Below are 25,496 nucleotides of genomic sequence, written 5' to 3' on the forward strand. Positions count from 1 at the left end.
CATGCCCCAGGGCGACATCCTCGGCTTCGCCCCGCCCTTCTGCCTCTCCGAGGCCGAAGCCGACCACATCGCCGCCGCAACCAGACGCGCCGTCGAAACCACCCTCGGAAAAGCCTGAGACGGAAAAAAGGGGGGGCGGTGCCGCACCGCAGCATCTGCGCGGCCAGCCCCCCTTTCCCCTTCCCTTCAGAGCCGAATCCCCTATGCTGGCGGCGAAGGATAGGAAGGCCCCCCATGACGCGATCGATCGACTACGGTAACCTCATGCATCGTGCCATGCGCGGCCTGATCGTCGAGGTTCTGCGCCAGGTCGAAGATGAGGGCCTGCCGGGCGATCACCACTTCTTCATCACCTTCGACACCCGCCATCCGGACGCGGCGCTGGCCGACTGGCTCAAGCAGCGCTACCCGGACGACATGACCGTCGTCATGCAGCACTGGTTCGACAATCTGCGTGTTGACGATGACGGCTTCGCCGTGACCCTCAATTTCGGCGACCAGCCGGAACCGCTTTACATCCCGTTCGACGCGATCCGCACCTTCGTCGACCCCTCGGTCGAGTTCGGGCTTCGATTCGAAGCGCCCGCCGATGACGATGAGGAGGACGAAGACGACGACGATGGCGACGATCCCACGCCCTCGCCGGAACGTCAGGACGCAGAGATCGTCCGGCTGGACCGTTGGCGCAAGTAACGGGGCGGGTCGCGCCCCGCCTGTTCCCTGACCGTCACTGAAGGCTCTAGCGCGGAAGGTTTTGCGATGTCGAAGGACCTGTCCCTGTTCATCGGCCAGCTTCTGCGCAACCCGAGAGAGATCTCGGCCGTGGTCCCGTCGTCGCGCGCGCTGGCAATGGCCATGGCAGCGCCCCTTGGCCCCGGCATAGGCCCGGTGGCGGAGTTCGGCCCCGGGACGGGGCGCATCACCCGGGAAATCCTGGCGCGCGGCGTCAGCCCCCGCGACCTCGTGCTTTACGAGATGAACGGGGCGTTCTGCGAACGGTTGCGGCAGACCTTCCCCGCCGTGCGCGTCGTCAACCGCCCCGCGCAGGATGCCGCGCGGGATTTCGCCGGCCGGCTGGGCGCGGTAGTCAGCGGCTTGCCGCTCCTCTCGATCCCCGAACCCGTGCAGCGCGACATCCTGGCCGCCGCGTTCAAGGCCCTCGCCCCCGGCGGCATCTTCATCCAGTTCACCTATGGCCCGAAGCCGCCCGTCGCGCAGGAGGTGCGCCAAGCGCTGGGGATCTCCGCCCTGCCGGGACCGCGCGTCTGGCACAATCTGCCCCCGGCCCGGGTCTATATTTATCGCCGCGCCGCAGAAAATATCGCTGCGATGTAGCATCTGCGGGATTTCCCATTTGAGACGATGGCAAAAATCCTCTACTCAGAAGCCGAATTTTCCAGCACGGACCTGAGACATGACCGCGACCCGCACCGAGACCGACAGCTTCGGCCCGCTTGAAGTTCCCGCCGACAAGTACTGGGGGGCGCAGACGCAGCGTTCCATCATGAACTTCCCCATTGGCTGGGAAAAGCAGCCCGTCGCCATCGTGCGCGCGCTGGGTGTCATCAAGAAAGCCTGCGCGTTGGTGAACAAGGCGCAAGGCGACATGGCGCCGGAACTGGCCGACACCATCGCCGCGGCGGCGCAGGAAGTCATCGAGGGCAAGTTCGACGACAACTTCCCGCTGGTCGTCTGGCAGACCGGGTCGGGCACGCAGTCGAACATGAACGCGAACGAGGTCATCTCGAACCGCGCGATCGAGATGCTGGGCGGCGTCATGGGCTCGAAGAAGCCCGTGCACCCGAACGATCACGTGAACATGGGGCAGTCCTCCAACGACACCTTCCCGACCGCGATGCACGTGGCCATCGGCATGATGGCCCGTGACGTGCTGCTGCCGGGGCTGGAGAAACTCCACGCCGCGCTGGCTGCGAAGTCCGAGGAATTCAAGGACATCATCAAGATCGGCCGCACCCATACGCAGGACGCCACGCCGCTGACGCTGGGCCAGGAATTCTCGGGCTACGCAAAGCAGGTGGAAAAGGGCATCGCCCGGGTGAAATCCTGCCTGCCCGACATCTACGAACTGGCACAGGGCGGCACCGCGGTCGGCACGGGCCTGAACACCCGCGTCGGCTGGGACACCCGTGTCGCCGCCCAGATCGCGGAAATCACCAGCCTGCCCTTCGTCACCGCGCCAAACAAGTTCGAGGCGCTGGCCGCGCATGACGCGATGGTCATGTTCTCGGGCGCGCTCAAGACCGTGGCGGCCAGCCTCTTCAAGATTGCCAACGACCTGCGGCTTCTGGGCTCCGGCCCGCGTTCGGGCCTGGGCGAGCTGATCCTGCCGGAGAATGAGCCCGGTTCCTCGATCATGCCGGGCAAGGTCAACCCGACCCAAGCCGAGGCGCTGACCATGGTCTGCGCGCATGTCATGGGCAACGACGCCGCCATCGGTTTCGCCGGCTCTCAGGGGCATTTCGAGCTGAACGTCTACAACCCGATGATGAGCTACAACGTCCTGCAATCCATGCAGCTGCTGGGCGACGCCGCGGGTTCCTTCACCGACAATATGGTCGTGGGCACGCAGGCCAACACCGCGCGCATCGACAAGCTGATGAAGGAAAGCCTGATGCTGGTAACGGCGCTCGCCCCCACCATCGGCTACGACAACGCCACCAAGGTCGCCAAGACCGCGCATAAGAACGGCACGACCCTCAAGGAAGAGGCAATCGCCCTCGGCTTCGTGGACGCGGAAACCTTCGACCGAATCGTCCGCCCCGAGGACATGATCGGCCCGAAGGGCTGATGGCCGAGGTCGTCAACCTTCGCACCGCGAAAAAGCAGGCGGCCCGCAAGGCCGCCCGCGCGAAGGGCGACGCCAACGCCGCCAAGTTCGGCCAGTCCAAGGCCGAACGCGACCTGCAGGCCGCGCGCACCAAACAGGATCACGCGCGGCTTGACGGACACAAACGCGAGGAGCCAGGCGCGCAGGATCGCGATGACTGAGGGGCTTGCCCGCACCGGCGCCGCGCCCTAGCCTTCCGCCATGCCACGCCCGGTCAAACGCTCGCTCACGCTTCACGGCCACCGCACCTCCGTCTCGCTGGAGGAGGCGTTCTGGCGCGCCTTCCGCCAGATCGCGGCACGGCGCGATGTCGGGCTCAATGCCCTCGCGGCTGAGATTGACGATGCCCGCGATGGCGACACGGGGCTTGCAACGGCGATCCGGCTCTTCGTTCTTGACGATCTGGAGACGCGGTTGGCGGAGCGGGTGGACTGACGGAGGCGCCGCATAAGGCCCCCATGGTCAACCGATTCTGGACAGCCGCAGCCGGATTCCGTCGCGGGCCCGGACGGTCAGGTGAGCGACCGGAACGGGCGGCGGCCCGTCGGGCGCAAAGCGCAAGCGACGGAGCAGCATGGCCAGGATCAGCGGCCCCTCCACCATCGCGAAACCCGCGCCCGTACAGACGCGCGGCCCGGCAGAGAACGGCAGATAGGCCGCGCGGGCCGCGTCGCGCCCCGCCTGGGTCTGCCAGCGGCTGGGGTCGAAATCGTCGGGCCGGTCCCAGAGCCGTTCGTGTCGGTGGACATGCCAGGGCGACAGCACGATCTGCGCGCCCTGCCCCACCTCACGGTCGCGGAAACGGTGGGGACACGCGGCCTCCCGCACCATCATCGGTACTGGCGGATAGAGCCTCAGCGCCTCGCGGAAGCAGTCCCGCAGGAAGCTGAGCCGGGCGATGTCGGCAAAGCCGGGCGCGTCGGGCAAGCCTGCGGCCTCTGCCGCCGCGCGCGCCTGTGCCTCGGGGTGTGTCGCCAGAAGATACAGCGTCCAGGCCAGAGCAGAGGCCGAGGTTTCGTGCCCGGCAAGAAAGAAGATCGCCACCTGATCGACCATTTCGCCGGCGGAGAAGGTCTGACCCGTCTCTGGGTCGGGGGTTGTCATGATCTTGGTGGCCAGGTCGTCGGGCGCGGTCCCGGCGCGGATCGCCGCCATCCGCTCTGTCGTCAGCCGGGCGATCAGCGCGCGGATATCGCGGGCGGCCCTCCGGGTGCGGGCGCGGTGAAAGCGCGGCACCCAGCGCGGCAACGGCAGGAAGGCGGCAAGATTCAGGAGCGGCTGGCTGCGCTGGTAGTCGCGGAACCGGGTGAAGACGGCGCGCGCCACCGTATGGTCGATGGGGATCGAGAAGAGGGTGCGGAAGATCACGTCGGCAGCGGCGTGGCTCGTCTCCTCCTCGATCTCGATCACCTCGCCCGCGCGCGCTTCAAGCCGGGCAACCGCCGCGCGCGCCGCAGCGAGCATCGCGGGAAAGGTGTCGCGCAGCCGCCCGCCCTCGAAGGCCGGGTCGATGATCCGGCGTTGGCGCCGCCAGTCCGCGCCATTGGTCAGGAAGACCGAGTTGCCCAGAAGCGGCCTGAGCCCCTCGGCAACGCGGGTCGACTTGGGGAAATCGGCCGGGCATTCCTTCAGCACAAGGTCGATCAGCGCGGGATCGTTGCAGAGGTAGGATCGGAAAAACGGGGTGCGGAACTCCGCCATCCATGCGCGGTAAAGCTTCGCGGGCTGAGCCGACAGGATGTCTTGCCGGAACAGCCGCAGGTAGCGCCAAAGCGAGACGCGATCAGCCCGCGCGGGGGGCTTCGGGGGGGTCATGGCCGATCCCCGAAGCTGACGATCACACGCTCGACCCGGCTTTGCGACGGCGCGCGCCCCGCGAACCGCGCACCGAGCGTCAGCGCTCCGGCAGTGATGCGGAAGTAGTCGTAGTCGCCGGGCCGGTCGAATGCGCAAAGATACTGGAAGTGAAGGCGGAAGAAGCGCCACCGCAGCGCCCGCCACCTTTCCGGGCTGAGCGTCTGGGTGAAGGCTGCAGAGAGGACGAGCGGCCAGCGCTTTTCGGGCGTTGCCATGCCCACGACCGCCACGGGATCACAGAGCGCGAAGGTGCAACCATCACCCGGCGCGGTCACATCGACCCAGGTCAGATCCTCGCGCTCCGAAAGGTACCGCAGGTCGCGCCTGAGCCGACCCGCCCCGGGCAGCACCGCGACCATCGGCACCACATGCCCAAGCGTCAGCAGCGAAAGCGCCGCCCCCCCGGCCGGAACCCGCCCGGCCCGGACAAGGTCCGCCAGAACCGAGATCGCCAGATGCGCGCCCGAGGAATGGCCGACGACCAGGACCTCCTCCAATCCCTCTTCGCTCAGGGCGGCGGCTATGCGGGCCTGGAAGACGCGCAACCGGGCTTCGAGTGCCGGGGGATAGGCCCCCTGCCCCAGCGCCGAAAATGCATAGTCGTGCATGAGGTAATAGGCGAAGACCCGATTGTCCCAGCGCCGGAACAGCGCCAGCACCCCGGCCAGGATCACCACGGCCATCAGCCCAGCCGCCAGAGCCGCCCAAGGCGCGCCCAGCCACATCAGCGCCCGGCTGGAAAGCGCATAGCCAGCCACCCCGGCCAGGACAGCCGCGATGGCCTGAAGGGCAAGCAGCGCGATCGGATAAAGCGCGGCAATCATCGGCCCTTTGCGCAAGCCCAGAAGGCGGAAGAAGGCGCCGCCCAAAAGGTAAACCCAGGCCGTTCGGATCGCCTGAAAATACGTTGCTGGGATCGACTGGCTCATCGAGCCGCGCACGATGTCATCCCAGACAAGTACCTCCAGATCCGCACGGCTCTCCGTACCTGCCTCGACAAGGGTCGCCTGCCATTGACCGGTCTGGCCCGGCGTTCCACGAACCTCGAGCCCATAGCCCGAGATCGCGGCCTGCGCGGCGCCCTCGCTGCGGTAAAGCTCCCGGTAGCGGCGTGGCGGAAAGGGATCATAGCCGGGGATGTAGAAGACCCGACGCCGCCGAACCGCCCTGCCCGCCGGTGCCTCCATCACGTCCTGTCTACGCCCGCCGTGGACGCGGTCCGGCTCAAGCCACGTCCAACTGCGGCCCCAGCGGGCCTCACAGATCCTGACCGGCAAGCTGCCGTCCCGCCGCAAGACCCAGTTGATGGGACACGTCCGTAAATACCCTGTCGAAGGCCGCGAACAGTGCGCGGTTCAGGTCCTGCCCGGCCTCGGTCTCATAAAAATCGATGTAGCGCGCCAGTTCCTCGTCCCCGAGCGGCGCGTAGGACGTCGCAAGATAGGACAGAAGCCAGATCTCGGTTTCCTCGCGGATATCGGGCTCCTGCGCCCAGACCTGCGCCAGCATCGCGCCCTCGTCCAGCCCCTCGGGCAGCGCGCCGCTTTCGGCAAGGCCTCGGTAAAAGGCGAGGCTTCCGTTCAGCGCGTTGGCGACATTGCCCTCAAGCAGGTCGGCCGACGCGATGAAACGGTCAAGATGCGCCAACCGCGGATCATCCTGCACGGAAAGTTCCTCTGCCCGCGCCTCGGCGGCGTCGCGCACGGCGTCGTCCAGGAAGGCGCGACGTGCCGAAATTTCCAGCCGGACGATGTGCGCGCCCTCCCCGCTGGTCAGGTAGTCGAGCATGGTGGCGGTGTCCGCCCCCTCAAGCTCGGCCGCGAAGGATTTCATGAAGGCCGGAAAAAGCGCCTCCGGGTCGTAGATCTGCGCGACCTCGCCATGCCAGCGCGGTCCCCCGCCGCCGCTAAAGAGGTCTTCCTCCAGATCGCGACCATAGGCGGCCCCCTCTTCGCTCATGATGTCGAAGAGTTCCGGCAAGGCCAGGGCGTCCGCCAGCGCGTCGGTCTGCGGCTCCGCCGCAGCGGCGGCGCTTGCAAGGCTGAGGACAAGGGCGACGGATCGCAGGATTCGCAGAAGCATGAAGCCATTCCGGTCAATGTCCCACTGACGTAGTCCCTGCCCGCCCCTGCCTCAAGGCGAAAGCTGAAACTCGCCGAAAAAAGGGCGAAAACGCCCCCGACACCGGGGCCTTGGGGCAAGCTGATCCCGCCCGCGAAGCCAGCCGGGCGGCGCGCTCTACGCCTACCCGCGAAAATCACCACCCAAGCACGAAAAACGTATTGCGCTGCCCGCGCGGGCCAGATAAACCCCGCCCTCACGACGACCCCCAGACGCGGAGAGGTGCCGGAGTGGTCGAACGGGGCGGTCTCGAAAACCGTTGAGCCTGCAAGGGTTCCGTGGGTTCGAATCCCACCCTCTCCGCCACTTGCCTAAGTTATTGATATTTATATGCAAAACACTGGATTTCCGGTCGATTTTTCCGTGCGTTGCGCCTCCGCCGACCCCTTAGAGACTCTGCCGAGAGGCCGGCTCGCTGGCGCTGCCGCGATGGGTCTCAGAGGGGCGCATCGGCCGGTTCGGTTTTGGGCTGGAATTCCCTGCATGCAGGGAGTTTGCAGGGAATTTTCCTGATTCTGTCTTGATCGGGCGCTTGGGTCCCGAATTTAATGATCTGAATCAGCCACTTGTCAGGATTTCCCTGCTGCCACAGGCAGGGAACCTGCAGGGAACTTTTGAGGCGCATGAGCCGGGACGCGGCGGCGGGACAAAGCCCTGGCCCGACCCGCGGCTCAGATCCCGTATAGCCGTTCCTGGTTCTGCCAATCGAGGGGGATCGGGCGCCGGAGGATCCGGTGCAGGGTCAGCTCGGGTGGCAAGGTGCCATCGCCGATGGCGTGCTGGAGCTTCGGGGAGAGGAAGGCGAGCGGCGCGCGGGTCCGGATGAAGACGTCGTGATGACCGGCGTTGCGTGCGATCGTGGCGAGCGGGGTTCCCTTGCGCAGCGCCGCGGTCCAGCGATGCGCGTCGACCAAGGTGCGGAGCAGCACCGGATTGGGGTCGGGCGCAGCCTCGCCCGCCACCAGCTTTGCCTCGACACCGCGGCGCCGGAGATGAACACGTGCCGAGAGGTTGATGAGATCGGGCGACAGGTCTGCGGCCGGGAGGTCGAACGCGTCTGACAGGGTGTCGGCATCGAGCGTGAGCTGGATCTCCCGCGGTGCGATGGTGCCGCTGAAAAGGATGCGGCGCAGCAGGTCAGGTTCGCGGGCCCGGAGCGCTCCGATGGGGCGCTGTTGCAGAACTCGTCCTCGAGACGAGGTCTTGTCAGAGGGAATCCTGTTGAGCGTGGCAGGGTGGTCTCGTAGCGTCTTGAGATGACGAAAGACGCCCCATTCAAGTACTTCCGGACCAGCCCGGAAATCATCCGCCTGGCGGTCATGATGTATGTCCGGTTCCCTCTATCGCTCCGCAACGTCGAAGACCTGTTGCAAGAACGCGGTATCGAGATCAGCCACGAATCCGTCCGCTTCTGGTGGAACCGCTTTGGCCCGATGTTCGCTTCCGAGATCCGTGCGCGACGGGCCGAACGCCTGCGATCCGGGCCCCAATGGCGTCGGCATCTCGACGAGGTTTTCGTGAAGATCAATGGCGAACGTCACTACCTCTGGCGCGCAGTCGATCACGAAGGTGAAGTGCTCGAGAGCTTGGTGACGAAGACGCGGGACGAGAAAGCAGCCTTAAAATTCTTGAAGAAAGCGATGCGAAGATACGGCCGGCCCGAGGCCATCGTCACAGATCTGCTGCGATCTTACGGTGCGGCGCTGAAGGCGATAGCCGCTGCAAATCTGCAGCAGACCGGTCGCTGGCTGAACAACCGGGCAGAGAATTCACACTTGCCATTCCGACGACGAGAGCGGGCAATGCTCCGGTTCCGGCGGATGCGAAGTCTGCAGAAATTTGTCGCCGTTCACGCCTCGGTCTTCAACCATTTCAACTCGGAGCGAAGCTTCTACTCCAGGGCGAATTTCAAGGCCAACCGAGCCGCCGCTCTCGCTGAGTGGCGCGGTCTCTGCGCGGGATAAGGGGCAGTGCTACTGTCCTTGTGGAGACGAGTTCGAATCCGTCTGACAGCACCAAATCGGTGCCTACTTCACGCCTTTCTCGGGCTTTGCCGCACCATCCCCTTCAGTTGGCCTATGATCGGCAGCCTTTGGGCATCGCCGCTTCGGCTTGGCCTTGGCGGCGGGCCGTTCTCGCGGGCCATTCTCGGCAAGAAACTCCGCAAGGTTGAACTGCGGCTTCATGGAAAACATCGTCATCAGGTGAGAGCCTTTCCTCGGAGCGAGTATTCGCGCCTGTGGCACTGTGTACGCTCGGACTCGACAAATAGATACGTCAATCGGCTTCCTGCTTCAGTGTGCACCTGCCCAGAACACCCTCTCGGCCAAAATCACGGCCGATAGGGTATTGGCGCAAAATGAGAAATCGAGAGACTCCCCCTCCAGGAGAAACTTCTGAGCGATGTCTCAAACCTACGGTACAGAACTGCGCAACGAACGTCAGGCAGTTTTGTACACCCGACCCATGACAGCCCCATCGCCCCGGTTCATCGCCTACGAGCGGGTTTCCACCGCCAGGCAGGGGCAGTCGGGATTGGGGCTCGGGGCGCAGCGCAGGACGATCAACGCCTTCGCTGGGTCGCGAGGGGCCGAGGTCTGGCCCGCTTCACCGAGGTCGAGAACGGCCGCAATCCCGACCGGCCGGAACTTGGCAAGGCGATCCAGCTGGCCCGCCTCACCGGCGCGACGCTCGTCATTGCCAAGCTTGACCGCCTTTCGCGCAACGCCGCCCTCCGGGACTCCGGTGTGAAGTTCATCGCCTGCGACATGCCCGAGGCCAACGACCTCACGGTCGGCATCATGGCGCTCGTCGCACAGCAAGAGCGCGAGGCGATCTCGCGACGGACGAAGGAGGCACTGGCGGTCGCGAAGGCCCGTGGCGTGAAGCTGGGGAACCCGAACGGGGCTGCGGCGCTGCGGCGGGCTGGGAAAGGTGGAGCAACGTTGCGAGCAAAGGTGTCAGCGACTGCAGGAGGCCTCGCCCGTGATCTTGTCCCCTGATCGTCGACATCCGCAGCCGGGTGTGCGCGACAGCCTCGCGCTTCACGGAGGGCGTCACCATTTTTTTTGGAGAAGCTCTCGCATCGCAGCCATGTCGAGCATCTGCTCGGCCAAAAGCCGCTTAAGCTTGGCATTCTCGTCCTCCAGCGCCTCCAGCCGCTTCGCCTCGGAAACCGTCATCCCGGAATACTTCGCCTTCCAGGCATAGAACGTGCCCTCCGACATCCCGTGCTTGCGGCAGAGATCAGCGCACTTCGCACCGGCGTCATGCTCCTGCAAGATTCCGATAATCTGCTTTTCGGTTCGTTGCGTTCGCTTCATCGTCCGTCCCGTCCTTGGGGCGGACTCTGGTCTCAGATGGAGGAAAAATCCCGGGCCAGATCAGCGAGGGTCGCTGGCTCAACCCTGCCCTCTCAACCACCGTTAATTGCTTAGCCTCGTGCGCGTTCCGCCGGGGGCCTTAACTGTCTGCATCTCCAAGGGCCAGGATTCCGGCCATGGCACCGACCAACTCGATCACAAGCCCGCTTACGTCCGGAACCAGCCGGATGCCGGGAAGCAGCCCGCGGAGGATATCTGCCGCCTCCTCGCGCCGTGCCGCGCCGTTAAGTGCGCCGGTGAGGTCGGCCGTCTTGGTACGGCAGGCTTCCACAACGACAACCCGACAATGCCAGCACTTCATATCTCAGGATGCTCGGCTCAGTTCAGGTTGGCGCCCGAAACGAGCCGCTGAAATTTTGCTTCTGGCGATGCATTGCTGCAGCGTCTCGCCAACTTTCGGTGCAGAGTGCAACGATCTGCAAGGAAAATTCAGGTAGGGAAATATTTTTTAATATTTATATCAGTGACTTGAGATATTACCGGCAATTTCTGGTCAAAAACTTGCATCTACCCTCATTGAAACGCGAGATGCCCATTGGGAGAAGCACGATGACCCTTTCCGCCCTCGACCCTGGCACGGCGCCCTATCTCGATCTTTCCGATCCGACCTTCTCGATCCGGTCGGAGCCGGTGCGCCAGGCGCGGGCCGCATCCTGGTATGCACGGACCCCCTATGGCCTGGCTGTCCTGCGGTATGACGACGTGCAGAAGCTCTTGCGGCATCCCAAGCTGCGGCAGGGCAGCTACCTTTGGCCGCAGCACAACGACGTGACGGGAAAGTTCGCAACCTGGTGGATGTCGATGCTCCTCTGCCAGGAGGGCGACACACATGCCCGTCTTCGCCGCATGGCCAACCCAGCCTTCTCGCCCAAGCTCATCGCCGATCTCTTGCCGAAGTTCCAGGCACTTGCCGGCCGGTTGATCGACCGCTTCGCGAAGAAGGGCGAATGCGACTTCATTGCCGAGTTCTCCGAACCCTATGCCACCGGCGTCATCTGCGACCTCCTCGGCCTGCCGTTCGAGAAGTGGCGGGAACTGGCCGACATCGCCGGCGACATGGGGCTTGCCCTCGGCGTCACTTTCAAGCGCGACCTGCCGATCATCGAGGCGGCAACCGAAAAGCTCTTTGCCTATGCGGAGGAACTGGTCGCCGACCGCCGCGCAAACCCATCCGACGACTTCATCGGGATGCTCGTCAAGGCGAATGCCGACAAAGCCCAGCTTTCCGATCAGGAGTTGCTGGATATGATCGTGCTGGCGATCTTCGGTGGCATCGACACCACGCGCAACCAGCTTGGCCTGGCGATGAGCGTTTTCATCGACCACCCCGATCAATGGGCGCTTCTGGCCGAGCGGCCCGAACTTGGCAAGGCCGCGGTCGAGGAGGTCATGCGGGTGCGCCCGACCGTGACCTGGGTGACCCGCGCCGCCACCGAGACCTTCACCTACAACGACCTGGAAATACCCCAGGGCACGACGCTTCATCTTTTCTCGCAATCGGCCGGCACCGATCCCGCCGTCTTCCCCGACGCGGGCTTCGACATCACCGCCGAACGCAAGGCGCATTTCGGCTTCGGCGGGGGCGCGCATCATTGCCTAGGCCATTTCATAGCCCGCGGCGACATGACCGAAGCTCTCAAGCTTCTGGCCCGGCGCCTGCGCAATCCGCGCCTGAACGGCGAGGCGCAGTGGCTGCCCGACAGCGGCAACACGGGCGCCATCTCCCTGCCCATCGCCTTTGATCCCGAAGCCTGAAACCGGAGACCGCGTATGAAAGTTCATGTGGACATGTCGATCTGCCTTCTGCACGGCCAGTGCGTGATCGCCGCGCCTGAAGTCTTTTCCTTCGATGACGAGGGCCAGCTTCAGTGGCTGGCCGATGTCGATGACGGTCTGCGCGCCGATGTCGAGGCCGCTGCCGATGCCTGCCCCGAGCAGGCCATCCGGATCGACTGAGCCATGACCGCGGCCCCGCGCATCACCATCGTCGGCGCCTCGCTCGCGGGGCTGCGCACGGCGGAAGCGGTCCTGGCCGCGCTGCCGGAGGCCCGCGTGACGATGGTGGGTGCGGAGCGGTACCTGCCCTACAACCGGCCGCCGCTGTCCAAGGACGCGGCGGAGGCGCTGGCCGCACCCGGCGCGGATGCGGCGGCGGTCTTCGAAAGGCTCGTACTCAAGAGCCGGCTTGCGACGGGCGCGGTGGACATGCGCCTGGGCGTCGCTGCCGAGGCGATGGAGAAGGACGCCCTGCGCCTCTCGGACGGGACGGTCCTGCGCCACGACTGGCTGGTCGCCGCGACGGGGCTCAGGCCCCGCAGGCTCGCGCTCAGGGGCGCAGAGGGGCGGCGCTTTGTGCTGCGCACCTTCGACGAGGCGGTCCGGCTTGGCCACGCAATGCGGCCCGGCGCGCGGATGGTGGTCGCGGGCGGCGGTTTCATCGGCTGCGAGATCGCGGCGACCGCACGCAAGCTTGGCCTGCACGTGACCATCGTGGAGCCGATGGAGCAGCCGATGATCGGTGCGCTTGGTCCGCGCGTCGCAGCCGCTATGGCGGCGATGCATCGCGCGCAGGGCGTGACGATCCTCGCCGGGCGATCGGTCGCGGCCGTTTCGGACAGCGATAGCGCCGTCATCCTTGACGACGGGCGCGCTCTTGAGGCCGACCTGATGGTCGAGGCGCTGGGCTCTCACCCGAATGTGGAATGGCTGGAGGGATCGGGCGCCGATCTGTCCAACGGGGTCCTGTGCGACAACAGGCTGATCGCGCAGGGCGCCGATCGTCTTCTGGCCGTGGGTGACGTGGCACGCTTCCCCAATCCCCTGTTCGGTCCGGCGCCGCGCCGGGTCGAACACTGGTGCGTTCCCGGTCAGACCGCGCGCCGCGCCGCCGAGACCATCGCCGCGTGCGAGACGGGCCGCGATCCGGAGCCCGGTTTCGCGCCCATGCCCTCGTTCTGGAGCGACCAGCACGGAACACGGCTGCAAAGCTTCGGGGCGCCGGCGCTTGCCGAGGCGGCCGAGGTGATCTCAGGCGACCTGACTCAAGTCGGCACTGAGCCCGTGATCGTCGAATACCATCGCGGCGGCAGGCCCGTGGCCGTTTTGGGTCTTGGCGCCCCCCCAGCCGCGCTTGCCCCGCATCGCGCCCGCCTTGAGCGCGCGCTTTCCCCTGAAACCGTCGAGTGAGGAACACCATGAGTGAAGCGCTCAAGAAGGCAATCGAGCATCACGGCGCCGAGGTCGTGCATGTGGGGCAGTTCGACTATGCGAGCGTCTTTCGCGCCCGCCGGCTGCGGCGCGAACAATTCCTGCACTGGGCTGGCGATCCCCGCTTCGCCAACGTTCTCGCCTACTGGGACGTGGCCGACAGCCTTTTCGGCGGCACCTCCTACTATACCGAAACGATGGAGATCGACCCCTCCTCCATCCGGCGCAATCCCTCCGAGCCGGGGGCTGTGTCGATCATCGCGGAACTCTCGGGCGCGGCACGCGATCTAATGCCCCGCCAGGTTCTGCGCGCGCAGATCGAGCGGGCGGCGAGGATGGGGTTCGCGGTCGATGGCGCCTTCGAGTTCGAGTTCATCCTGCTGGCCGAAAGCGATACCTCCGTGCGGGACAAGGGTTTCGAGCGGTTGGCCAAGTTCGCCCCGGACAACAAGTGCTGGTCAGGCACCACGGCCAATACCCACGCCGGCTTCATCGCCGGGTTGGAGGCGGAGATCCTTGGCAACGACGTGTCGCTGTACGGCCTGGGCGTCGAACTCGGGCCCGGCTGCCTTGAGGCGACACTTGGCGCCGCGCGGGGGCTCAGGGCTGCGGATGATGCGGCCTTCTTCCGGCTCGCGACGCGGGCGCATGCGCGCCGCCACGGGATGACGGCCAGCTTCATGCCCTATCTTGGCGCCGACTATCCGGGCATTGGTGGGCACTGCACGCTGTCGCTGAAGGACGCCAAGACGGGCAAGAACCTCTTCTCCGGCCCCGACGGCAAGACCAACGCGCTGGCCGGCCAGTTCATCGCGGGGATGATGGAGATCGTTCCGGAAGCTTTCGCGATGTGCACGAGTACCGTGAACGCCTATCGCCGCCTCGCGCCCGGGTCGTGGGCGCCGAAATCGCTGACCTGGGCAGAGTATCCCTTCACCGTTGCGGTCCGCTCCGCACCCCATGCCGACCCGCGCGCGCGGCTTGAGTTCCGGGTGCCGCCGGCGGACTGCAACCCCTACCTCACCATGGCACTGATGCTGGGCGCGGGCCTGGACGGGATCGAGCGCAACCTTGCCGCGCCGAAGGCGACCGAGGCCGCGCATCCCGATTTCGTGCCCGAAGGCGCGCAGCGGTTCCCTCGCGACCTTGCCGATGCGGCCGACCGCCTGGCCGGTTCGGCCCACGCGCGGCGCATCTTTGGCGCGCCGTTCACCGAGAATTTCGCGGCCGCGTGCCGTGCCGAATACGCCAGCCTCGCCAAGGCGGTCAGCGCCGAAGAGCGCACCCGCTACCTCGAAGGCTGAGACCGGACAAACCAGGGAGCAAGGGACATGAATACCGACACCGACTACCACCGCGACGTCGAAGCGCCCGGCCGCGCCGAGCTGGTCAAGCGGGTGCGTGCCAAGATCGACGCCATGGGCGTGGATTACATTTACTACCAGTACATCTCGATCACCGGCCGGGTGATGGGCAAGGCCGCCCCCGCGCGCCACTGGGAAACGCAGGCCCGAAAGGGCGTGCAAACCTGGATGGGGGGCGTCACCAACGTGCTGCCCGATTTCCGCGGCAACCTGATCGGCTTCGACAGCAATGCGATGGAGTGCATCGCGCTGCCCGATCCCGAGACCTTCTGCCAGCTTCCCTGGGACAAGCGCGTCGCGCGTGTCTTCTGCACCCTATACTACAGCCTCGAAGACCCGAACTTCCCTGGCAAATATTACGAGTACGACACCCGCGGCAACCTCAAGCGGTTCGACGCTGAGTTCCGTAAGGCCCATAACGGCCTGCACCTGCGCGTGGGCCTTGAGCCCGAAATGCTTTGGCTGAAGCCGAAAGAGGGCGAGGTGCGCCCCTACGAGGGCATAACGGAACCTCTCGCCTATCATATCGGCCAGTTCGAGAGCGCTCGCGACGTCTGGATGCAGGTCAGCGACTATGCCCGCGCGATGGGCCTCGACATGATCCAGGGCGACTGCGAGGATGCGCCGGGGCAGATCGAGCTGAATTACCAGTTCGACGACGCGCTGCCGACCTGCGACCGGATGACGACCTACCGCCAGATTTGCGCCGAGGTGGCGCGCCAGCGCGGGCTGATCGCCTGCTTCATGGCAAAGCCATTCATGGGCTATGCCGCGAACGGGTGCCACCACAACTGCTCGGTCTGGAGCGGAGGTTCGCGGGAGCTGCAGCAGATCATCCCGGGCGAGGTGCCGGGGATGGAGGAGCTTTGGCACTACTCCACGGGCGGGGTGAACGAGTTCGAAAACAAGGAAGGCGGCTGGCTGCCAACCGAGTTGGGGCATCACGTCCTAGGCGGATCGCTCAAGCATATCGACGCGTTGACCTGCCTTGGCGCCTCGACGGTGAACAGCTACCGCCGCTTCAACGACTATGGCCTGTGGGCGCCGATCGGGGCGAACTGGGGGCTTCAGAACCGCTCCTGCACGATCCGGATCTCCTCGCCCGACCGGTTCGAGTTCCGCGCGGTGGACAGCATGGTCAACCCGCACCTGTTCTGCGGCGCGCTGCTCAAGGCAATGGACGACGGCATCCGCAACAAGATCGATCCCGGCAAGCCCGAGGCGCGTAACGTCACGGAAGTCTGGCAATCGGGCGGAGAGGTCAAGCTGATCCCGCTAAACCTCCACGACGCACTCGAAGCCCTGAAGAAGGACGAGGTGATCCGCGCGGCGCTTCCCGGCAAGCTCTACGATGTCTTCGACGAATATAAGCGCGACGAGTGGACACGGTTCCTCCGAGAGGTCACCAATTGGGATGTGGAGCGCTATCTGCACTGCGTGCCGTAAGGCAGGCACGGCGGTGGGCCGGCAACAGGACAGGTGAGGCAAATGACGACGCGAGGATCGGACCGGGGAGCGGCAATGGTGGACCTGCTGACGCAGGACGGCCGGATCGTGACGATGGACGAGGCCCAGGCCGGGCGGCTCGGCTATGCGACCGGCGCGGCGGAGGGGCAGGACTGGTCCTTCCTCTACCCGCTTGAATCGCGCGAACGGATCGAGACGCTCTTTGCGGAAGGGTCCGCGGAACCGCGCGTCGTCGCCTTGCACCTCAGGGATGCCTCCGGCGCGCTTGTCCCGGTTTCCGCGGTCGCGGAGCGGATCGAGACGGATCAGGACGGGTCCTGCCTCGTCCTTCACAAATGGCCCTCCGGGGGCGCCCTGGACGAAGTCGCGCGCCTGGCCGAAGAACGGGAGGTGATCTCGGGCATCCTCGCGGCGTCGGACGATGCGGGCTGGTGCATGGAGTGGACCGATCCGGTGGACCTGTCCGCCCCCGAACAGGAGATCATCCGCCAGGTCTTCGAGAATGGGCCGCGCTGGCGGTTCTGCAACCGGGCGATGGCGCATCTTTACCGCACCCCGGAGGGGGAGGATTTCAATGCGCGCCCGGTCCACGAAACCTTCCCGCGCACGCGGGAGAACGAGGGCTTCATCCGCCGGCTCATCCGCGCAAGCTTCGACATCAACGGCACGCCATCGCGCGACCTGCGCTATGACGGTGTCTATATCGAGGTCGAGAATGACGTGCGCGGCCATATCCGCGGCAACCACCTTTACCGGATGTGGGGCACGGTGCGCGATGTCTCCAAGCACATGCGCCGGGCTGCCGTCCTCAAGGACGAGATCGACCGGCTGACCGGGGTGATCGCCGCGCTTCCCGACCCGTTGCTGGTTCTGGACCGGACCGGTGCCGTCCTCATGTCCAACCATGCCGCGGAGGAGCTTTTCGGCCTGTCGTCCGACGCGATCGCCGCGCGCGGGCTGGCCGACCTGGTTGATGCGGCCTTGTCGATCGACGCGCTCTTTGAGGCGGCGGGAGCGCAAGTGCTCGACCATCTGAGGCGGCCATTGACCGCCAAGGCGATGCACCCGGAGGGGCAGCTTAAGGTGGAGGTCACGGCGCGGATTTTCGATCACGGCGGACATGACCTGCTGGCGCTGATCCTGCGCGCGCAGCGCCGGGTGCCGGTGCTTGTCGAGCCCTCCACCGCCTTCGGCACGGATCGCGTGACGGGATGAGGGGAAACACCATGCCCGCCGAGCACGGCCAGCCCGCAGCGAAGGCCAATCCCCTTTCCGAGGCGCTCGATGCGCTGCCTGACGGTCTGGTCGTAATCGGCCCCGACGGGCGCATCCAACTCTGCAATCGGGAGGCCGCGCTGATCGCCGGCGTGGACCCGGCCTCCATCGTGGGCAGGCCCTATGCAGCGCTAGTGGCGTCAAGCTCGCTCAACTGGACGCTCGTGACCGAGATGCTGGAGGCCGGGCGGACCGGTAATGCCATGATGCGCGGCGATTCAGTGGGCGCGGTGTTCGTAACCGTTCGACGGGTTCGCAGCGGCGATGGCGGGGCGGTGATCACGCTGCGTGACCTCGCGGTCTTCGATCACGCCCGCCGCCAGGCCACGGGACGACGTGAACAGTCGCACGTCGCAACCACCCCCGAACGGCGGCTGAGGCCGGATTTTGCCCGCCAGCGGCGCATCTCGCCCTATCTCGACCGGATCATTTCGCGCGGCGAACGCGCGCTCTTGCAGGGCGCGCGGCTCATCATCACCGGCGAAAGCGGCGTGGGCAAGACCGAGATCGCGCGCCATCTGCACTCCTTCGTCGCCAATGCGACCGACCCGTTCGTCGCCGTCAATTGCGCGGCCATCCCCGAGAGCCTCTTTGAGTCCGAGCTTTTCGGCTACGAGAAAGGCGCCTTCACCGGGGCCTCGGGCGAAGGCAAGAAGGGCCTGATCGAAACGGCCGAGGGCGGCACGCTGTTTCTGGACGAAGTGGGCGAAATCCCCCCGCCGCTTCAGGCGAAGATGCTGTCCTTCCTTGAGGACGGGATGCTGCTGCGGGTCGGGGGGACCAAGCCCCGCCGCGTCAACCTGCGCATCATTTCCGCTACGAACCGCGATCTGCTTCAGATGGCGAAGGAACGGAAGTTCCGGCTCGACCTCTATTACCGCCTGGCGGTGGTGAACATGCCCATCAAGCCGCTGCGTGAAGTGCCCGAGCTTGTCGATCACCTGATCGAACGGTTCGTCGGAGCCATCAACCAGCGCCGGTCCCTGCCGATGAAGCTTTCAGACGACCTGATGGAGCGGCTGCGCGCCTACAGCTATCCGGGCAACATCAGGGAACTGTCGAACCTGCTTCAGCAGATATCGGTCCTGGGCGAGGACGAGGACGAGCTGCCCCGCCGGCTTGCCCGCCCTCCGCAGGCAGAGGCAGAGACCGAGACGGACATCGCAAAGCCGGCCCAACCCGGGACGGAGGATCGCCCGCTGCGCGACAGCGTGGCCGACTACGAAAGGTCGATCATCGACGCGGCGATCCGCAAGCATGGCAGCAAGCGCAAGGCCGCTGCCGCACTCGGTGTCGATATCGGCACCATCGTTCGGAAAACGAAACCCCAAGAGCCGTGAGCCGGCCATTCACACGACAGAGGAGCTATGACCATGAAGACCCAATATCTTGTCACCGCCTGCGCCCTGAGCGCGCTTGCCGGACCCGTTCTGGCAGAGGGAAGCGTCAGCGTCCTGACCTGGGAAGGCTATGCCGATCCTTCCTTCATCAGCACGTTCGAGGAACAATCCGGCTGTTCGGTCAGCGCGACCTATGTCGGCTCCAACGACGACTTCGCGCCGAAGCTCATGGCCGGCGGCGGCATCTACGACCTGATCACGCCGTCGATCGACACCACCAAGCTGATGATCGACCTCGGCTTCGTCGAACCGCTCGACACCGCGGCGATCACCGGCTGGGACGGCATCTACCCGAAGTTCCTGGGCCAGGACGGGATCCAGAAGGACGGCGCATATTACGGCATGCCCTACAGCTGGGGCGCGATCGCCTTCATGTATCGCGACGACGCCTTCACAACGCCTCCGACCTCGATCGCGGATCTGTGGCGGGAAGACCTGAAAGGCAAGATCTCTCTCTGGGACGACAAGAGCGCGATCTATGTCGCCGCGCGCAAGAACGGGGACATGAACATCTACGACCTGTCTGACGAACAGATCGCCAAGGCGCAGGAAGCCTTGCTTGAGCAAAAGCCGCTGGTGCGCAAGTACTGGGCGACGGCGGGCGAGCTTGTCGATCTTTACAAGGCCGGTGAGGTCGTGATCTCCAATACCTGGGCGGGCTACCAGTCCAGCCTGCTTGCGGCGGAGGGCGTGAAGGTGACCGAATTCATCCCGACCGAAGGCGCGGAGGGCTGGATGGATTCCTGGATGGTCGTGAAGGACACGCCCAACAAGGAATGCGCCTACAAGTTCCTGAACATGCAGCTTTCCGAGCTTGGCCAGTGCGGGGTTGCGAACGTGAACGGTTATTCGGCCGCCAACGCCGCCGCCGCGAAATCCTGCATGACGTCCGAACAGTTCGCGGCGCTTCACCAGGACGATCCCGACTATCTCGACAGCCTGCTGATCTGGGCCCCGCTCGCAGACCGGTTCGAGACCTACACAAACGCCTGGAACGCCGTGAAGGCGCAATGACGGCATGACCGGAGGGGCCCGGCGCCACTGCCGGGCCCCGACACAGGACAAGATCGAGCCGCCCGCTTCACGCGGGCAAGGCACGGCGGGCAGACGGGGAAAGGCGCGAACGGCAATGGCCGCAATCATCGAACTGGAGAACCTCTCCAAACACTATTCCAGCACGATCATCGGGGTGGATGATGTCTCGCTCTCGGTCGAGGACGGCGAATTCGTCACGCTTCTGGGACCCTCGGGCTGCGGAAAATCCACACTCCTGCGCATGATCGGTGGCTTCGAGGCGCCGACACACGGCCGCATCCGCCTGGCCGAACGCGACGTGACCTGGGACCCGCCCTACAAGCGCGCGGTCAACATGGTCTTTCAGGACTACGCCCTGTTCCCGCACATGACGGTCGGCGAAAACATCGCCTACGGGCTGAAGATGATGGGAATGGGCCGCGCCGAGCAGCGCACCGCCGCGCTGGAGGCGCTGACCCTTGTCGGCCTAGCCGACAGGTTCGACCAGCGCCCCAACCAGCTGTCGGGCGGCCAGCGGCAGCGCGTGGCGCTTGCCCGCGCGATCGTGCGGCGACCGAAGGTGCTTTTGCTGGACGAACCCCTCTCCGCTCTCGATGCGCGGCTGCGCGAGCAGATGCAGATCGAACTCAAGCACCTGCATGACAAGGTCGGTATCACCTTCATCATGGTCACCCACGACCAGACGGAGGCGCTGGTGATGTCCGACCGCGTGGTCGTGATGGAACAGGGCCGGATCGCGCAGGAGGGCAAGCCGCAGGACCTCTACGATCATCCCGTCTCGCCCTATGTGGCGAACTTTATCGGCACGACGAACTTCGTGCCCGCAACCGTCGCGGACGCGACCGAAGCCGCCGCCACGATCGAGACAGCGGCCGGGAGTCTCCAGGTGCTTCTGGACCGGCCGGTCGCGAAGGGCGCCGAAATGACGCTCGGCTTCCGCCCGGAGAAGACGCGCGCGCTCGCCGAGGGAGAAGCGGCGGAGAACGCCCTGTCGGGACATGTGGCGGAGGTCATCTACTACGGCCTCGGCGTCCGTGTCTCGGTCGAGATCGCCGACGGCACGCGCCTTTACGTCGATAGCCTGCTGGCGGATGCTCTGGCGCGCAGCACGGTTCCTCAGGTGGGCACGAAGATGCGCGTTGCCGTCGAGCCGCACAACATCTTTCTCTTCGACGGGAGGGTCGCGCCGTGAGCGCCGCCCCCCGCCGCAACCTCGCCGGGGCGCTGATCCTGGGGATACCAATCCTGTGGATCCTCGTCTTCATGCTGCTGCCCTACGGCATCATCGTGACCTATAGCTTCTGGATCAAGAAATACCCCAGTTTCATGCCCGCGTTCCAGTTGGGCAACTACGTCACGCTCTTCACCGATCCGCAGTACCTGCAGGTCATGGCGAGGACGCTGAAGATTTCGACGCTCGTGTCGCTTTGCTCCTTCGCGCTGGCCTATCCCTTCGCCTACTACCTCGTCTTCCGCTGCCGCTCGCAGGCGCTCAGAACCTGGCTCTACATGGCGGTGATCGCGCCGCTCTGGGTCAGCTACCTGCTGCGCGCCTATGTCTGGAAAACGATCCTGGGCACCGAGGGGATCCTGAATTCCTTCCTGATCTCCACCGGCATCATCGCCGAACCCTCGCCGGTCTTTCTCTACAACCAGTTCGCGATGGTCGTGACGCTGACCTACATCTTCATCCCCTTCATGGTCATGCCGATCTACACCGCGCTTGAAAAGATCCCACGCAATCTGTCGGAGGCGTCGGCCGATCTGGGCATGGGGCCCTGGCGAACCTTCCTGCATGTCACCCTGCCGCTGTCGATGCCGGGGGTGGCGGCGGGCTTCACGCTGACCTTCTGTCTGTCCTTCGGGGATTTCGTCGCGCCCTTCCTGGTCGGGGGGCCGGACGGGAACCTCGTGGCCAACGTCATCGCGACCCAGTTCGGCGCGGCGCTCAACTGGCCGCTCGGCTCGGCGCTCGCGATTGTCATGCTGATCATCGTGCTGAGCATCGTGTCCTTGTCCGACCGGCTCGAATCCAGGGGAAACGGGGGGGAGTTCTGAGATGACCGCAAGTTCGAACGCCCCCGGCCTCGTCTCCCGCTACGGCGCAGATACCGCCTTCATGACCTTCGTGGCGCTCCTGATGGGGTTTCTCTATGTGCCGATCTGGGTCCTGATCGCGTTTTCCTTCAACGATTCCCGCTCGCTCACCTGGCCGCTCTCGGGCTTCACGCTCGACTGGTACCGAACGCTCTGGGCCAATGGGGACATACAGGCCGCGGTGGGCAACAGCTTCTACGTGGCGACCTTCTCGACCCTGCTCACGCTTCTGGTGGGTGTCCCGGCAGCCTTGGCATTGAACAAGTTCCACTTTCCCGGAAAGACCATGTTTCGCCGCCTGATCCTGCTGCCGATCACGCTGCCGGGCATCGTCACCGGCATCTCGATGCTGAACATGTTCCGCCTCTTCGGCTTCAACCTCAGCCTTGAGACCGTCATTCTCGGGCACGCCACGGCCCTTCTGGGCATCGTGGTCACGCAGGTCTTCGCGCGGCTCCAGCGCCTGCCGAAATCGCTTGAGGAAGCGTCCTCCGACCTGGGCGCCAACCCTTTGAGGACATTCTTCTACATCACGCTGCCGAACATCCGCTCCGCGATCATCGGGGCGGGACTTTTGTCCTTCGTGCTGTCCTTCGACGAAATCCCGGTGACCTTCTTCCTGACTGGACGCGACAACACGCTGCCGATGTACATCTACTCAACGCTCCGGCGCGGCGTCACGCCCGAGATCAATGCGGTGGGCACGCTCATCGTGCTGGCCTCGCTTATCCTCATCATTCTCGCCGTGATCGTCACGCGCGAGCGGGAAAGGTAACCGGCAGACCCGAGATCCCGCCCTTTACGTCCGGAAGGAGAGCATGAGGATTTGCATCCTGGAAACCGATCGCCCGGCCGAACCGCTGCAGGCGGCGCACGGGACCTATGCGGGCATGTTCGAACGCTGGCTCGCGCCGCATCTGCCTGGGGCGGAGTATACCCATATCCATGTCGCGGGCGGGCAGGACCTGCCCGCCGATCCGCGGGATCACTCGGCCTACCTGATCACGGGCTCGCGGGCGGGCGTCTACGAGGACCACCCCTGGATCGCGCCGCTGATGGATTTCCTGCGCGCGGCCGCCTCGGCCCGTCGGCCGCTGGGCGGGGTCTGCTTCGGCCATCAGATCATGGCGGCGGCATTCGGAGGAGAGGTTCGCAGGTCAGCGACCGGATGGGTGCTGGGCGGGGCGCGTCACGCACTGTCTGCGGCGGGTGCGGCGCTCTTTGGTCCGGGCGACCTGGCCGCGCTGTCGTTTCACCGCGACCAGGTCGTGGCACTTCCGGACGTGGCGCGCCGCATTCTGTGGAACGAGGCCTCGCCGAACGGCGGGCTGATCTACGACGGCTTTCCGGCCGTTTCGGTCCAGTTCCACCCCGAGTTTTCGCGCGGCTATGTGCACGACCTGCTGATTTCGGCGGCGGGATTGCGGCTTGCGCATGATATCGTCGGCCCCGCCCTCGAAACGCTCGATCTTCCTGTCGAAGCTGACAGGGTCGCCCGCGGGTTCGCCAGGGTGCTCAGGAACGAGGTCGGGACAGCGACATGAAACTGCGCAAGGAAGTCATCCAGCGCCAGCAGCAAAGCCTGAAGCTGACGCGCGGCCTGAGCCGGGCGATCGGCTTTCTTGAACAGTCAAACATGCAATTGGCCGAGAGCCTTCACAGGATCGCGGGCGACAATCCCTGGCTCAAGCTTCGTCTTCCGCGCGCGATAGGCGCTGCCCAGGAAGAGATCGAGGCGCACAAGCCCTCCCTGCTCACTCATGTGATGGAACATCTGCCCGACCTCGTGCCGTCCTCCAGCGACCGCAGGATCGCGCTGGCCTTGGTGGAGAGGCTAGATCCGGCGGGTTTTGTCGGCGCGCAAGATGTCGAGGAGGTCGCACGGCAGACCGGCGCCGGCGAGGATCGTGTCGAGCGGATTCTCAGCGCCCTTCAGAAGATCGAGCCGCGGGGGCTTTTCGCTCGATCGGTCGTCGAATGCCTTGGCCTGCAACTGGACCCCGATGATGCAGCGCGTCCCCAGATGCGGCGCGTCCTTGACGCGCTTCCGCTCATGACGACGGGTGGCAAGGGCGCCGTCGTCCGGGCCAGCGGCCTGCCGTCGGCGTCGGTGGACGCGGCGCTAGATCTTCTGCGCGCGCTCAACCCGCGCCCGGCGGCCGGTTTTTCCACGCAGGCGACGCCAACGCGCGTCGCCGACCTGGTATTCGCACGGAGCGGCGCGGATTGGCTGGTCTCGCTCAACCCCGAAACACTCCCCTCGGTTTCGCTGCATGAACCGGAAGGCGCGACGGCGCCCCGCGGCGCGGAGTTGACGGCCGCGCGAAGCGTCATTCGGGCCGTCGATCGCCGCAACGCCGCCCTTCTGGAGATTGGCCGTGTTCTGGCTGTCGAACAGGCCGGGTTTCTGAGCCAGGGCCCGATCGCGCAACGCCGCCTGAGCCGGCGCGCCGTCGCGCAGGCACTGGGCCTTCACGAAAGCTCGGTTTCCCGCCTGGTCAGCGCGGCCGCCGCGCTAACACCGATGGGGACGATCCCGCTGCGCCGGTTCTTCGCGACATCCGGCCAGCGCAACGAGGCCCTCTCAGCCGAGGGCGGCCCGCTGGCGATCGAGGAGCGCGTCAGGCGCATCGTCGCGGAAGAAGAGACCGGCAGCCCGCTCAGCGACAGCGAGATCGCCGCGCGGCTTTCAGCCGCGGGCGCGCCCGTTCCCCGGCGGATGGTGACCCGGATACGGGCGCGCGCGGGCATTGCGAACCGCAATCTGCGGTGAGCTGGTGCAGTCCGGGCACCCCTTGGCGTCCATAACGGCATGCCGCTTGATGTTGATACCGCCGTTGGTTTTGCCCTTCAGGCGTCCGCGCACCGTTTTCGACCGCAGGCTCGAGGCAGTGCGATCCGCCACCAGATAGGTCGCTTCGATCATGAAGGTCTTCCGATCCGCGGCATCCGAAGTTAGTCCCTCGAAGACCCCGGTGAACAGGTCCATCTCACTTCAGCGGTCCCATTGGATGTAAATTGTCTTTGCTGGGCTATGCTCCTTGGGCGCCTCGCGCTACTGCAATCCATTGCTATTAATAAGAACTTTCTCGCTGATCATGTTCCGGTCATCAACCCTCGGCTTGCCATGGCCTTCGAAAGAGCGGCACTATCAGAACAACCTGCCTTGGCGCCGAGCAGGCGCACAGATAGCCTCCTGCCTTTATCCAACGCTCGCCCCTCAAGGACTTCCGGACCAGTTCCGAGATAATCCGGCTTGCCGTGATGATGTCCGCCCGGTTCCCTTTGTCGGTCTGGGGCGCCAAGGATCTGCTGCGTGACCTGCCACGGGATTTTTCCTCCACCTGCGATTAGAGTCCGACCCAACGAAGGGACGGACGATGAAGCGAACGAGATACAGCGACGAGCAGATCATCGGCATTCTGGCCGAGCATGAGGCAGG

General features: G+C 65.4%; 25 protein-coding genes, 1 tRNA gene and 1 pseudogene. 21 read left to right on the top strand and 6 right to left on the bottom strand.

Annotated elements, in window-relative coordinates; genetic code table 11:
- Window positions 1-234: 234 nt before the first annotated feature.
- The 5 genes from OE647_RS18865 (at window position 235) to OE647_RS18885 (ending at window position 3,283) form a co-directional block, all read left to right on the top strand.
- The gene (locus OE647_RS18865) at window positions 235-693 is read left to right on the top strand and encodes an SspB family protein (protein WP_263723317.1); all 459 of its coding nucleotides are present in this window, start codon (window positions 235-237) and stop codon (window positions 691-693) included.
- Between the two features lie 66 nt (window positions 694-759).
- Complete coding sequence (locus tag OE647_RS18870) at window positions 760-1,335, top strand: class I SAM-dependent methyltransferase (protein WP_263723318.1); 576 nt, start codon at window positions 760-762, stop codon at window positions 1,333-1,335.
- Between the two features lie 79 nt (window positions 1,336-1,414).
- Window positions 1,415-2,809, top strand: a complete 1,395-nt coding sequence (gene fumC / locus OE647_RS18875) for a class II fumarate hydratase (RefSeq protein ID WP_263723319.1) — start codon at window positions 1,415-1,417, stop codon at window positions 2,807-2,809.
- A complete protein-coding gene (locus OE647_RS18880; protein WP_263723320.1) occupies window positions 2,809-3,009 on the top strand; it encodes a DUF4169 family protein in 201 nt (66 codons plus the stop codon). The genes fumC and OE647_RS18880 overlap by 1 nt, the downstream gene beginning before the upstream one ends.
- 40 nt (window positions 3,010-3,049) lie before the next feature.
- Window positions 3,050-3,283 (top strand): ribbon-helix-helix domain-containing protein, encoded by a 234-nt coding sequence (locus OE647_RS18885; RefSeq protein ID WP_263723321.1) that lies wholly within the window; start codon window positions 3,050-3,052, stop codon window positions 3,281-3,283.
- 27 nt (window positions 3,284-3,310) lie between these two features.
- On the opposite strand, the gene OE647_RS18890 is transcribed toward OE647_RS18885, so the two are convergent.
- The 3 genes from OE647_RS18890 to OE647_RS18900 all read right to left on the bottom strand — a co-directional run bounded on the left by OE647_RS18890 (window position 3,311) and on the right by OE647_RS18900 (window position 6,787).
- Entirely contained in the window at window positions 3,311-4,663 is a 1,353-nt protein-coding gene (locus tag OE647_RS18890; RefSeq protein WP_263723322.1) for a cytochrome P450, read from the bottom strand.
- Window positions 4,660-5,892 (bottom strand): hypothetical protein, encoded by a 1,233-nt coding sequence (locus tag OE647_RS18895; RefSeq protein WP_263723346.1) that lies wholly within the window; start codon window positions 5,890-5,892, stop codon window positions 4,660-4,662. The genes OE647_RS18890 and OE647_RS18895 overlap by 4 nt, the downstream gene beginning before the upstream one ends.
- Window positions 5,893-5,962: 70 nt before the next feature.
- Window positions 5,963-6,787, bottom strand: a complete 825-nt coding sequence (locus OE647_RS18900) for a hypothetical protein (RefSeq protein WP_263723323.1) — start codon at window positions 6,785-6,787, stop codon at window positions 5,963-5,965.
- Between the two features lie 255 nt (window positions 6,788-7,042).
- On the opposite strand from OE647_RS18900, the gene OE647_RS18905 reads away from it, so the two are divergent.
- Window positions 7,043-7,132: transfer RNA gene (locus OE647_RS18905), tRNA-Ser, on the top strand.
- A gap of 365 nt (window positions 7,133-7,497) precedes the next feature.
- On the opposite strand, the gene OE647_RS18910 is transcribed toward OE647_RS18905, so the two are convergent.
- Complete coding sequence (locus OE647_RS18910) at window positions 7,498-7,788, bottom strand: hypothetical protein (RefSeq protein WP_263723324.1); 291 nt, start codon at window positions 7,786-7,788, stop codon at window positions 7,498-7,500.
- 294 nt (window positions 7,789-8,082) lie between these two features.
- Between OE647_RS18910 and OE647_RS18915 the strand changes: the two genes are divergently transcribed.
- Window positions 8,083-8,790 (top strand): IS6 family transposase, encoded by a 708-nt coding sequence (locus OE647_RS18915; RefSeq protein WP_263723325.1) that lies wholly within the window; start codon window positions 8,083-8,085, stop codon window positions 8,788-8,790.
- 633 nt (window positions 8,791-9,423) lie between these two features.
- Window positions 9,424-9,828 (top strand): recombinase family protein, encoded by a 405-nt coding sequence (locus tag OE647_RS18920; RefSeq protein ID WP_263723347.1) that lies wholly within the window; start codon window positions 9,424-9,426, stop codon window positions 9,826-9,828.
- Between the two features lie 16 nt (window positions 9,829-9,844).
- Here the strand turns inward: OE647_RS18920 and OE647_RS18925 are convergent.
- Both OE647_RS18925 and OE647_RS18930 read right to left on the bottom strand, forming a co-directional pair.
- Window positions 9,845-10,149, bottom strand: a pseudogene (locus tag OE647_RS18925) (transposase); the annotation flags it as partial.
- A gap of 139 nt (window positions 10,150-10,288) precedes the next feature.
- Entirely contained in the window at window positions 10,289-10,480 is a 192-nt protein-coding gene (locus OE647_RS18930) for a hypothetical protein (protein ID WP_263723327.1), read from the bottom strand.
- A gap of 278 nt (window positions 10,481-10,758) precedes the next feature.
- Between OE647_RS18930 and OE647_RS18935 the strand changes: the two genes are divergently transcribed.
- The 13 genes from OE647_RS18935 (at window position 10,759) to OE647_RS18995 (ending at window position 24,827) form a co-directional block, all read left to right on the top strand.
- Window positions 10,759-11,964, top strand: coding sequence for a cytochrome P450 (locus OE647_RS18935; RefSeq protein ID WP_263723328.1), 1,206 nt, complete (start codon window positions 10,759-10,761; stop codon window positions 11,962-11,964).
- A 15-nt stretch (window positions 11,965-11,979) separates the two neighbouring features.
- Entirely contained in the window at window positions 11,980-12,165 is a 186-nt protein-coding gene (locus tag OE647_RS18940) for a ferredoxin (protein ID WP_263723330.1), read from the top strand.
- 3 nt (window positions 12,166-12,168) lie between these two features.
- On the top strand, window positions 12,169-13,395 hold the full coding sequence (locus OE647_RS18945; protein WP_263723331.1) for an NAD(P)/FAD-dependent oxidoreductase: 1,227 nt from the start codon (window positions 12,169-12,171) through the stop codon (window positions 13,393-13,395).
- Between the two features lie 8 nt (window positions 13,396-13,403).
- Window positions 13,404-14,720, top strand: a complete 1,317-nt coding sequence (locus tag OE647_RS18950) for a glutamine synthetase (RefSeq protein WP_263723333.1) — start codon at window positions 13,404-13,406, stop codon at window positions 14,718-14,720.
- Between the two features lie 27 nt (window positions 14,721-14,747).
- Window positions 14,748-16,226: a glutamine synthetase family protein gene (locus OE647_RS18955; protein ID WP_263723335.1), complete on the top strand. Its 1,479-nt coding sequence runs from the start codon at window positions 14,748-14,750 to the stop codon at window positions 16,224-16,226.
- A 42-nt stretch (window positions 16,227-16,268) separates the two neighbouring features.
- Window positions 16,269-17,462, top strand: a complete 1,194-nt coding sequence (locus tag OE647_RS18960) for a PAS domain-containing protein (RefSeq protein WP_263723337.1) — start codon at window positions 16,269-16,271, stop codon at window positions 17,460-17,462.
- Window positions 17,463-17,473: 11 nt separating this feature from the next.
- Window positions 17,474-18,862, top strand: coding sequence for a sigma-54 interaction domain-containing protein (locus OE647_RS18965; protein ID WP_263723339.1), 1,389 nt, complete (start codon window positions 17,474-17,476; stop codon window positions 18,860-18,862).
- A 33-nt stretch (window positions 18,863-18,895) separates the two neighbouring features.
- Window positions 18,896-19,936 (top strand): extracellular solute-binding protein, encoded by a 1,041-nt coding sequence (locus OE647_RS18970; RefSeq protein ID WP_263723340.1) that lies wholly within the window; start codon window positions 18,896-18,898, stop codon window positions 19,934-19,936.
- Between the two features lie 115 nt (window positions 19,937-20,051).
- Window positions 20,052-21,149, top strand: coding sequence for an ABC transporter ATP-binding protein (locus OE647_RS18975; protein WP_263723341.1), 1,098 nt, complete (start codon window positions 20,052-20,054; stop codon window positions 21,147-21,149).
- Complete coding sequence (locus OE647_RS18980) at window positions 21,146-22,015, top strand: ABC transporter permease (RefSeq protein ID WP_263723342.1); 870 nt, start codon at window positions 21,146-21,148, stop codon at window positions 22,013-22,015. Before OE647_RS18975 ends, OE647_RS18980 begins: the two co-directional genes overlap by 4 nt.
- 1 nt (window position 22,016) lies before the next feature.
- Window positions 22,017-22,829: an ABC transporter permease gene (locus OE647_RS18985; RefSeq protein WP_263723343.1), complete on the top strand. Its 813-nt coding sequence runs from the start codon at window positions 22,017-22,019 to the stop codon at window positions 22,827-22,829.
- Between the two features lie 43 nt (window positions 22,830-22,872).
- The gene (locus OE647_RS18990; RefSeq protein WP_263723344.1) at window positions 22,873-23,598 is read left to right on the top strand and encodes a type 1 glutamine amidotransferase; all 726 of its coding nucleotides are present in this window, start codon (window positions 22,873-22,875) and stop codon (window positions 23,596-23,598) included.
- Complete coding sequence (locus tag OE647_RS18995; RefSeq protein ID WP_263723345.1) at window positions 23,595-24,827, top strand: RNA polymerase factor sigma-54; 1,233 nt, start codon at window positions 23,595-23,597, stop codon at window positions 24,825-24,827. Before OE647_RS18990 ends, OE647_RS18995 begins: the two co-directional genes overlap by 4 nt.
- Window positions 24,828-25,496: the final 669 nt, after the last annotated feature.

Origin of the sequence: Albidovulum sediminicola, assembly GCF_025751575.1 — a bacterium.
GTDB lineage: Bacteria > Pseudomonadota > Alphaproteobacteria > Rhodobacterales > Rhodobacteraceae > Albidovulum > Albidovulum sediminicola.

Coding starts and splice junctions, on each gene's coding strand:
- OE647_RS18865 (WP_263723317.1), top strand. CDS start 235: ATGACGCGATCGATCGACTACGGTAACCTCATGCATCGTGCCATGCGC.
- OE647_RS18870 (WP_263723318.1), top strand. CDS start 760: ATGTCGAAGGACCTGTCCCTGTTCATCGGCCAGCTTCTGCGCAACCCG.
- fumC (WP_263723319.1), top strand. CDS start 1,415: ATGACCGCGACCCGCACCGAGACCGACAGCTTCGGCCCGCTTGAAGTT.
- OE647_RS18880 (WP_263723320.1), top strand. CDS start 2,809: ATGGCCGAGGTCGTCAACCTTCGCACCGCGAAAAAGCAGGCGGCCCGC.
- OE647_RS18885 (WP_263723321.1), top strand. CDS start 3,050: ATGCCACGCCCGGTCAAACGCTCGCTCACGCTTCACGGCCACCGCACC.
- OE647_RS18890 (WP_263723322.1), bottom strand. CDS start 4,663: ATGACCCCCCCGAAGCCCCCCGCGCGGGCTGATCGCGTCTCGCTTTGG.
- OE647_RS18895 (WP_263723346.1), bottom strand. CDS start 5,892: ATGGAGGCACCGGCGGGCAGGGCGGTTCGGCGGCGTCGGGTCTTCTAC.
- OE647_RS18900 (WP_263723323.1), bottom strand. CDS start 6,787: ATGCTTCTGCGAATCCTGCGATCCGTCGCCCTTGTCCTCAGCCTTGCA.
- OE647_RS18915 (WP_263723325.1), top strand. CDS start 8,083: ATGACGAAAGACGCCCCATTCAAGTACTTCCGGACCAGCCCGGAAATC.
- OE647_RS18935 (WP_263723328.1), top strand. CDS start 10,759: ATGACCCTTTCCGCCCTCGACCCTGGCACGGCGCCCTATCTCGATCTT.
- OE647_RS18940 (WP_263723330.1), top strand. CDS start 11,980: ATGAAAGTTCATGTGGACATGTCGATCTGCCTTCTGCACGGCCAGTGC.
- OE647_RS18945 (WP_263723331.1), top strand. CDS start 12,169: ATGACCGCGGCCCCGCGCATCACCATCGTCGGCGCCTCGCTCGCGGGG.
- OE647_RS18950 (WP_263723333.1), top strand. CDS start 13,404: ATGAGTGAAGCGCTCAAGAAGGCAATCGAGCATCACGGCGCCGAGGTC.
- OE647_RS18955 (WP_263723335.1), top strand. CDS start 14,748: ATGAATACCGACACCGACTACCACCGCGACGTCGAAGCGCCCGGCCGC.
- OE647_RS18960 (WP_263723337.1), top strand. CDS start 16,269: ATGACGACGCGAGGATCGGACCGGGGAGCGGCAATGGTGGACCTGCTG.
- OE647_RS18965 (WP_263723339.1), top strand. CDS start 17,474: ATGCCCGCCGAGCACGGCCAGCCCGCAGCGAAGGCCAATCCCCTTTCC.
- OE647_RS18970 (WP_263723340.1), top strand. CDS start 18,896: ATGAAGACCCAATATCTTGTCACCGCCTGCGCCCTGAGCGCGCTTGCC.
- OE647_RS18975 (WP_263723341.1), top strand. CDS start 20,052: ATGGCCGCAATCATCGAACTGGAGAACCTCTCCAAACACTATTCCAGC.
- OE647_RS18985 (WP_263723343.1), top strand. CDS start 22,017: ATGACCGCAAGTTCGAACGCCCCCGGCCTCGTCTCCCGCTACGGCGCA.
- OE647_RS18990 (WP_263723344.1), top strand. CDS start 22,873: ATGAGGATTTGCATCCTGGAAACCGATCGCCCGGCCGAACCGCTGCAG.
- OE647_RS18995 (WP_263723345.1), top strand. CDS start 23,595: ATGAAACTGCGCAAGGAAGTCATCCAGCGCCAGCAGCAAAGCCTGAAG.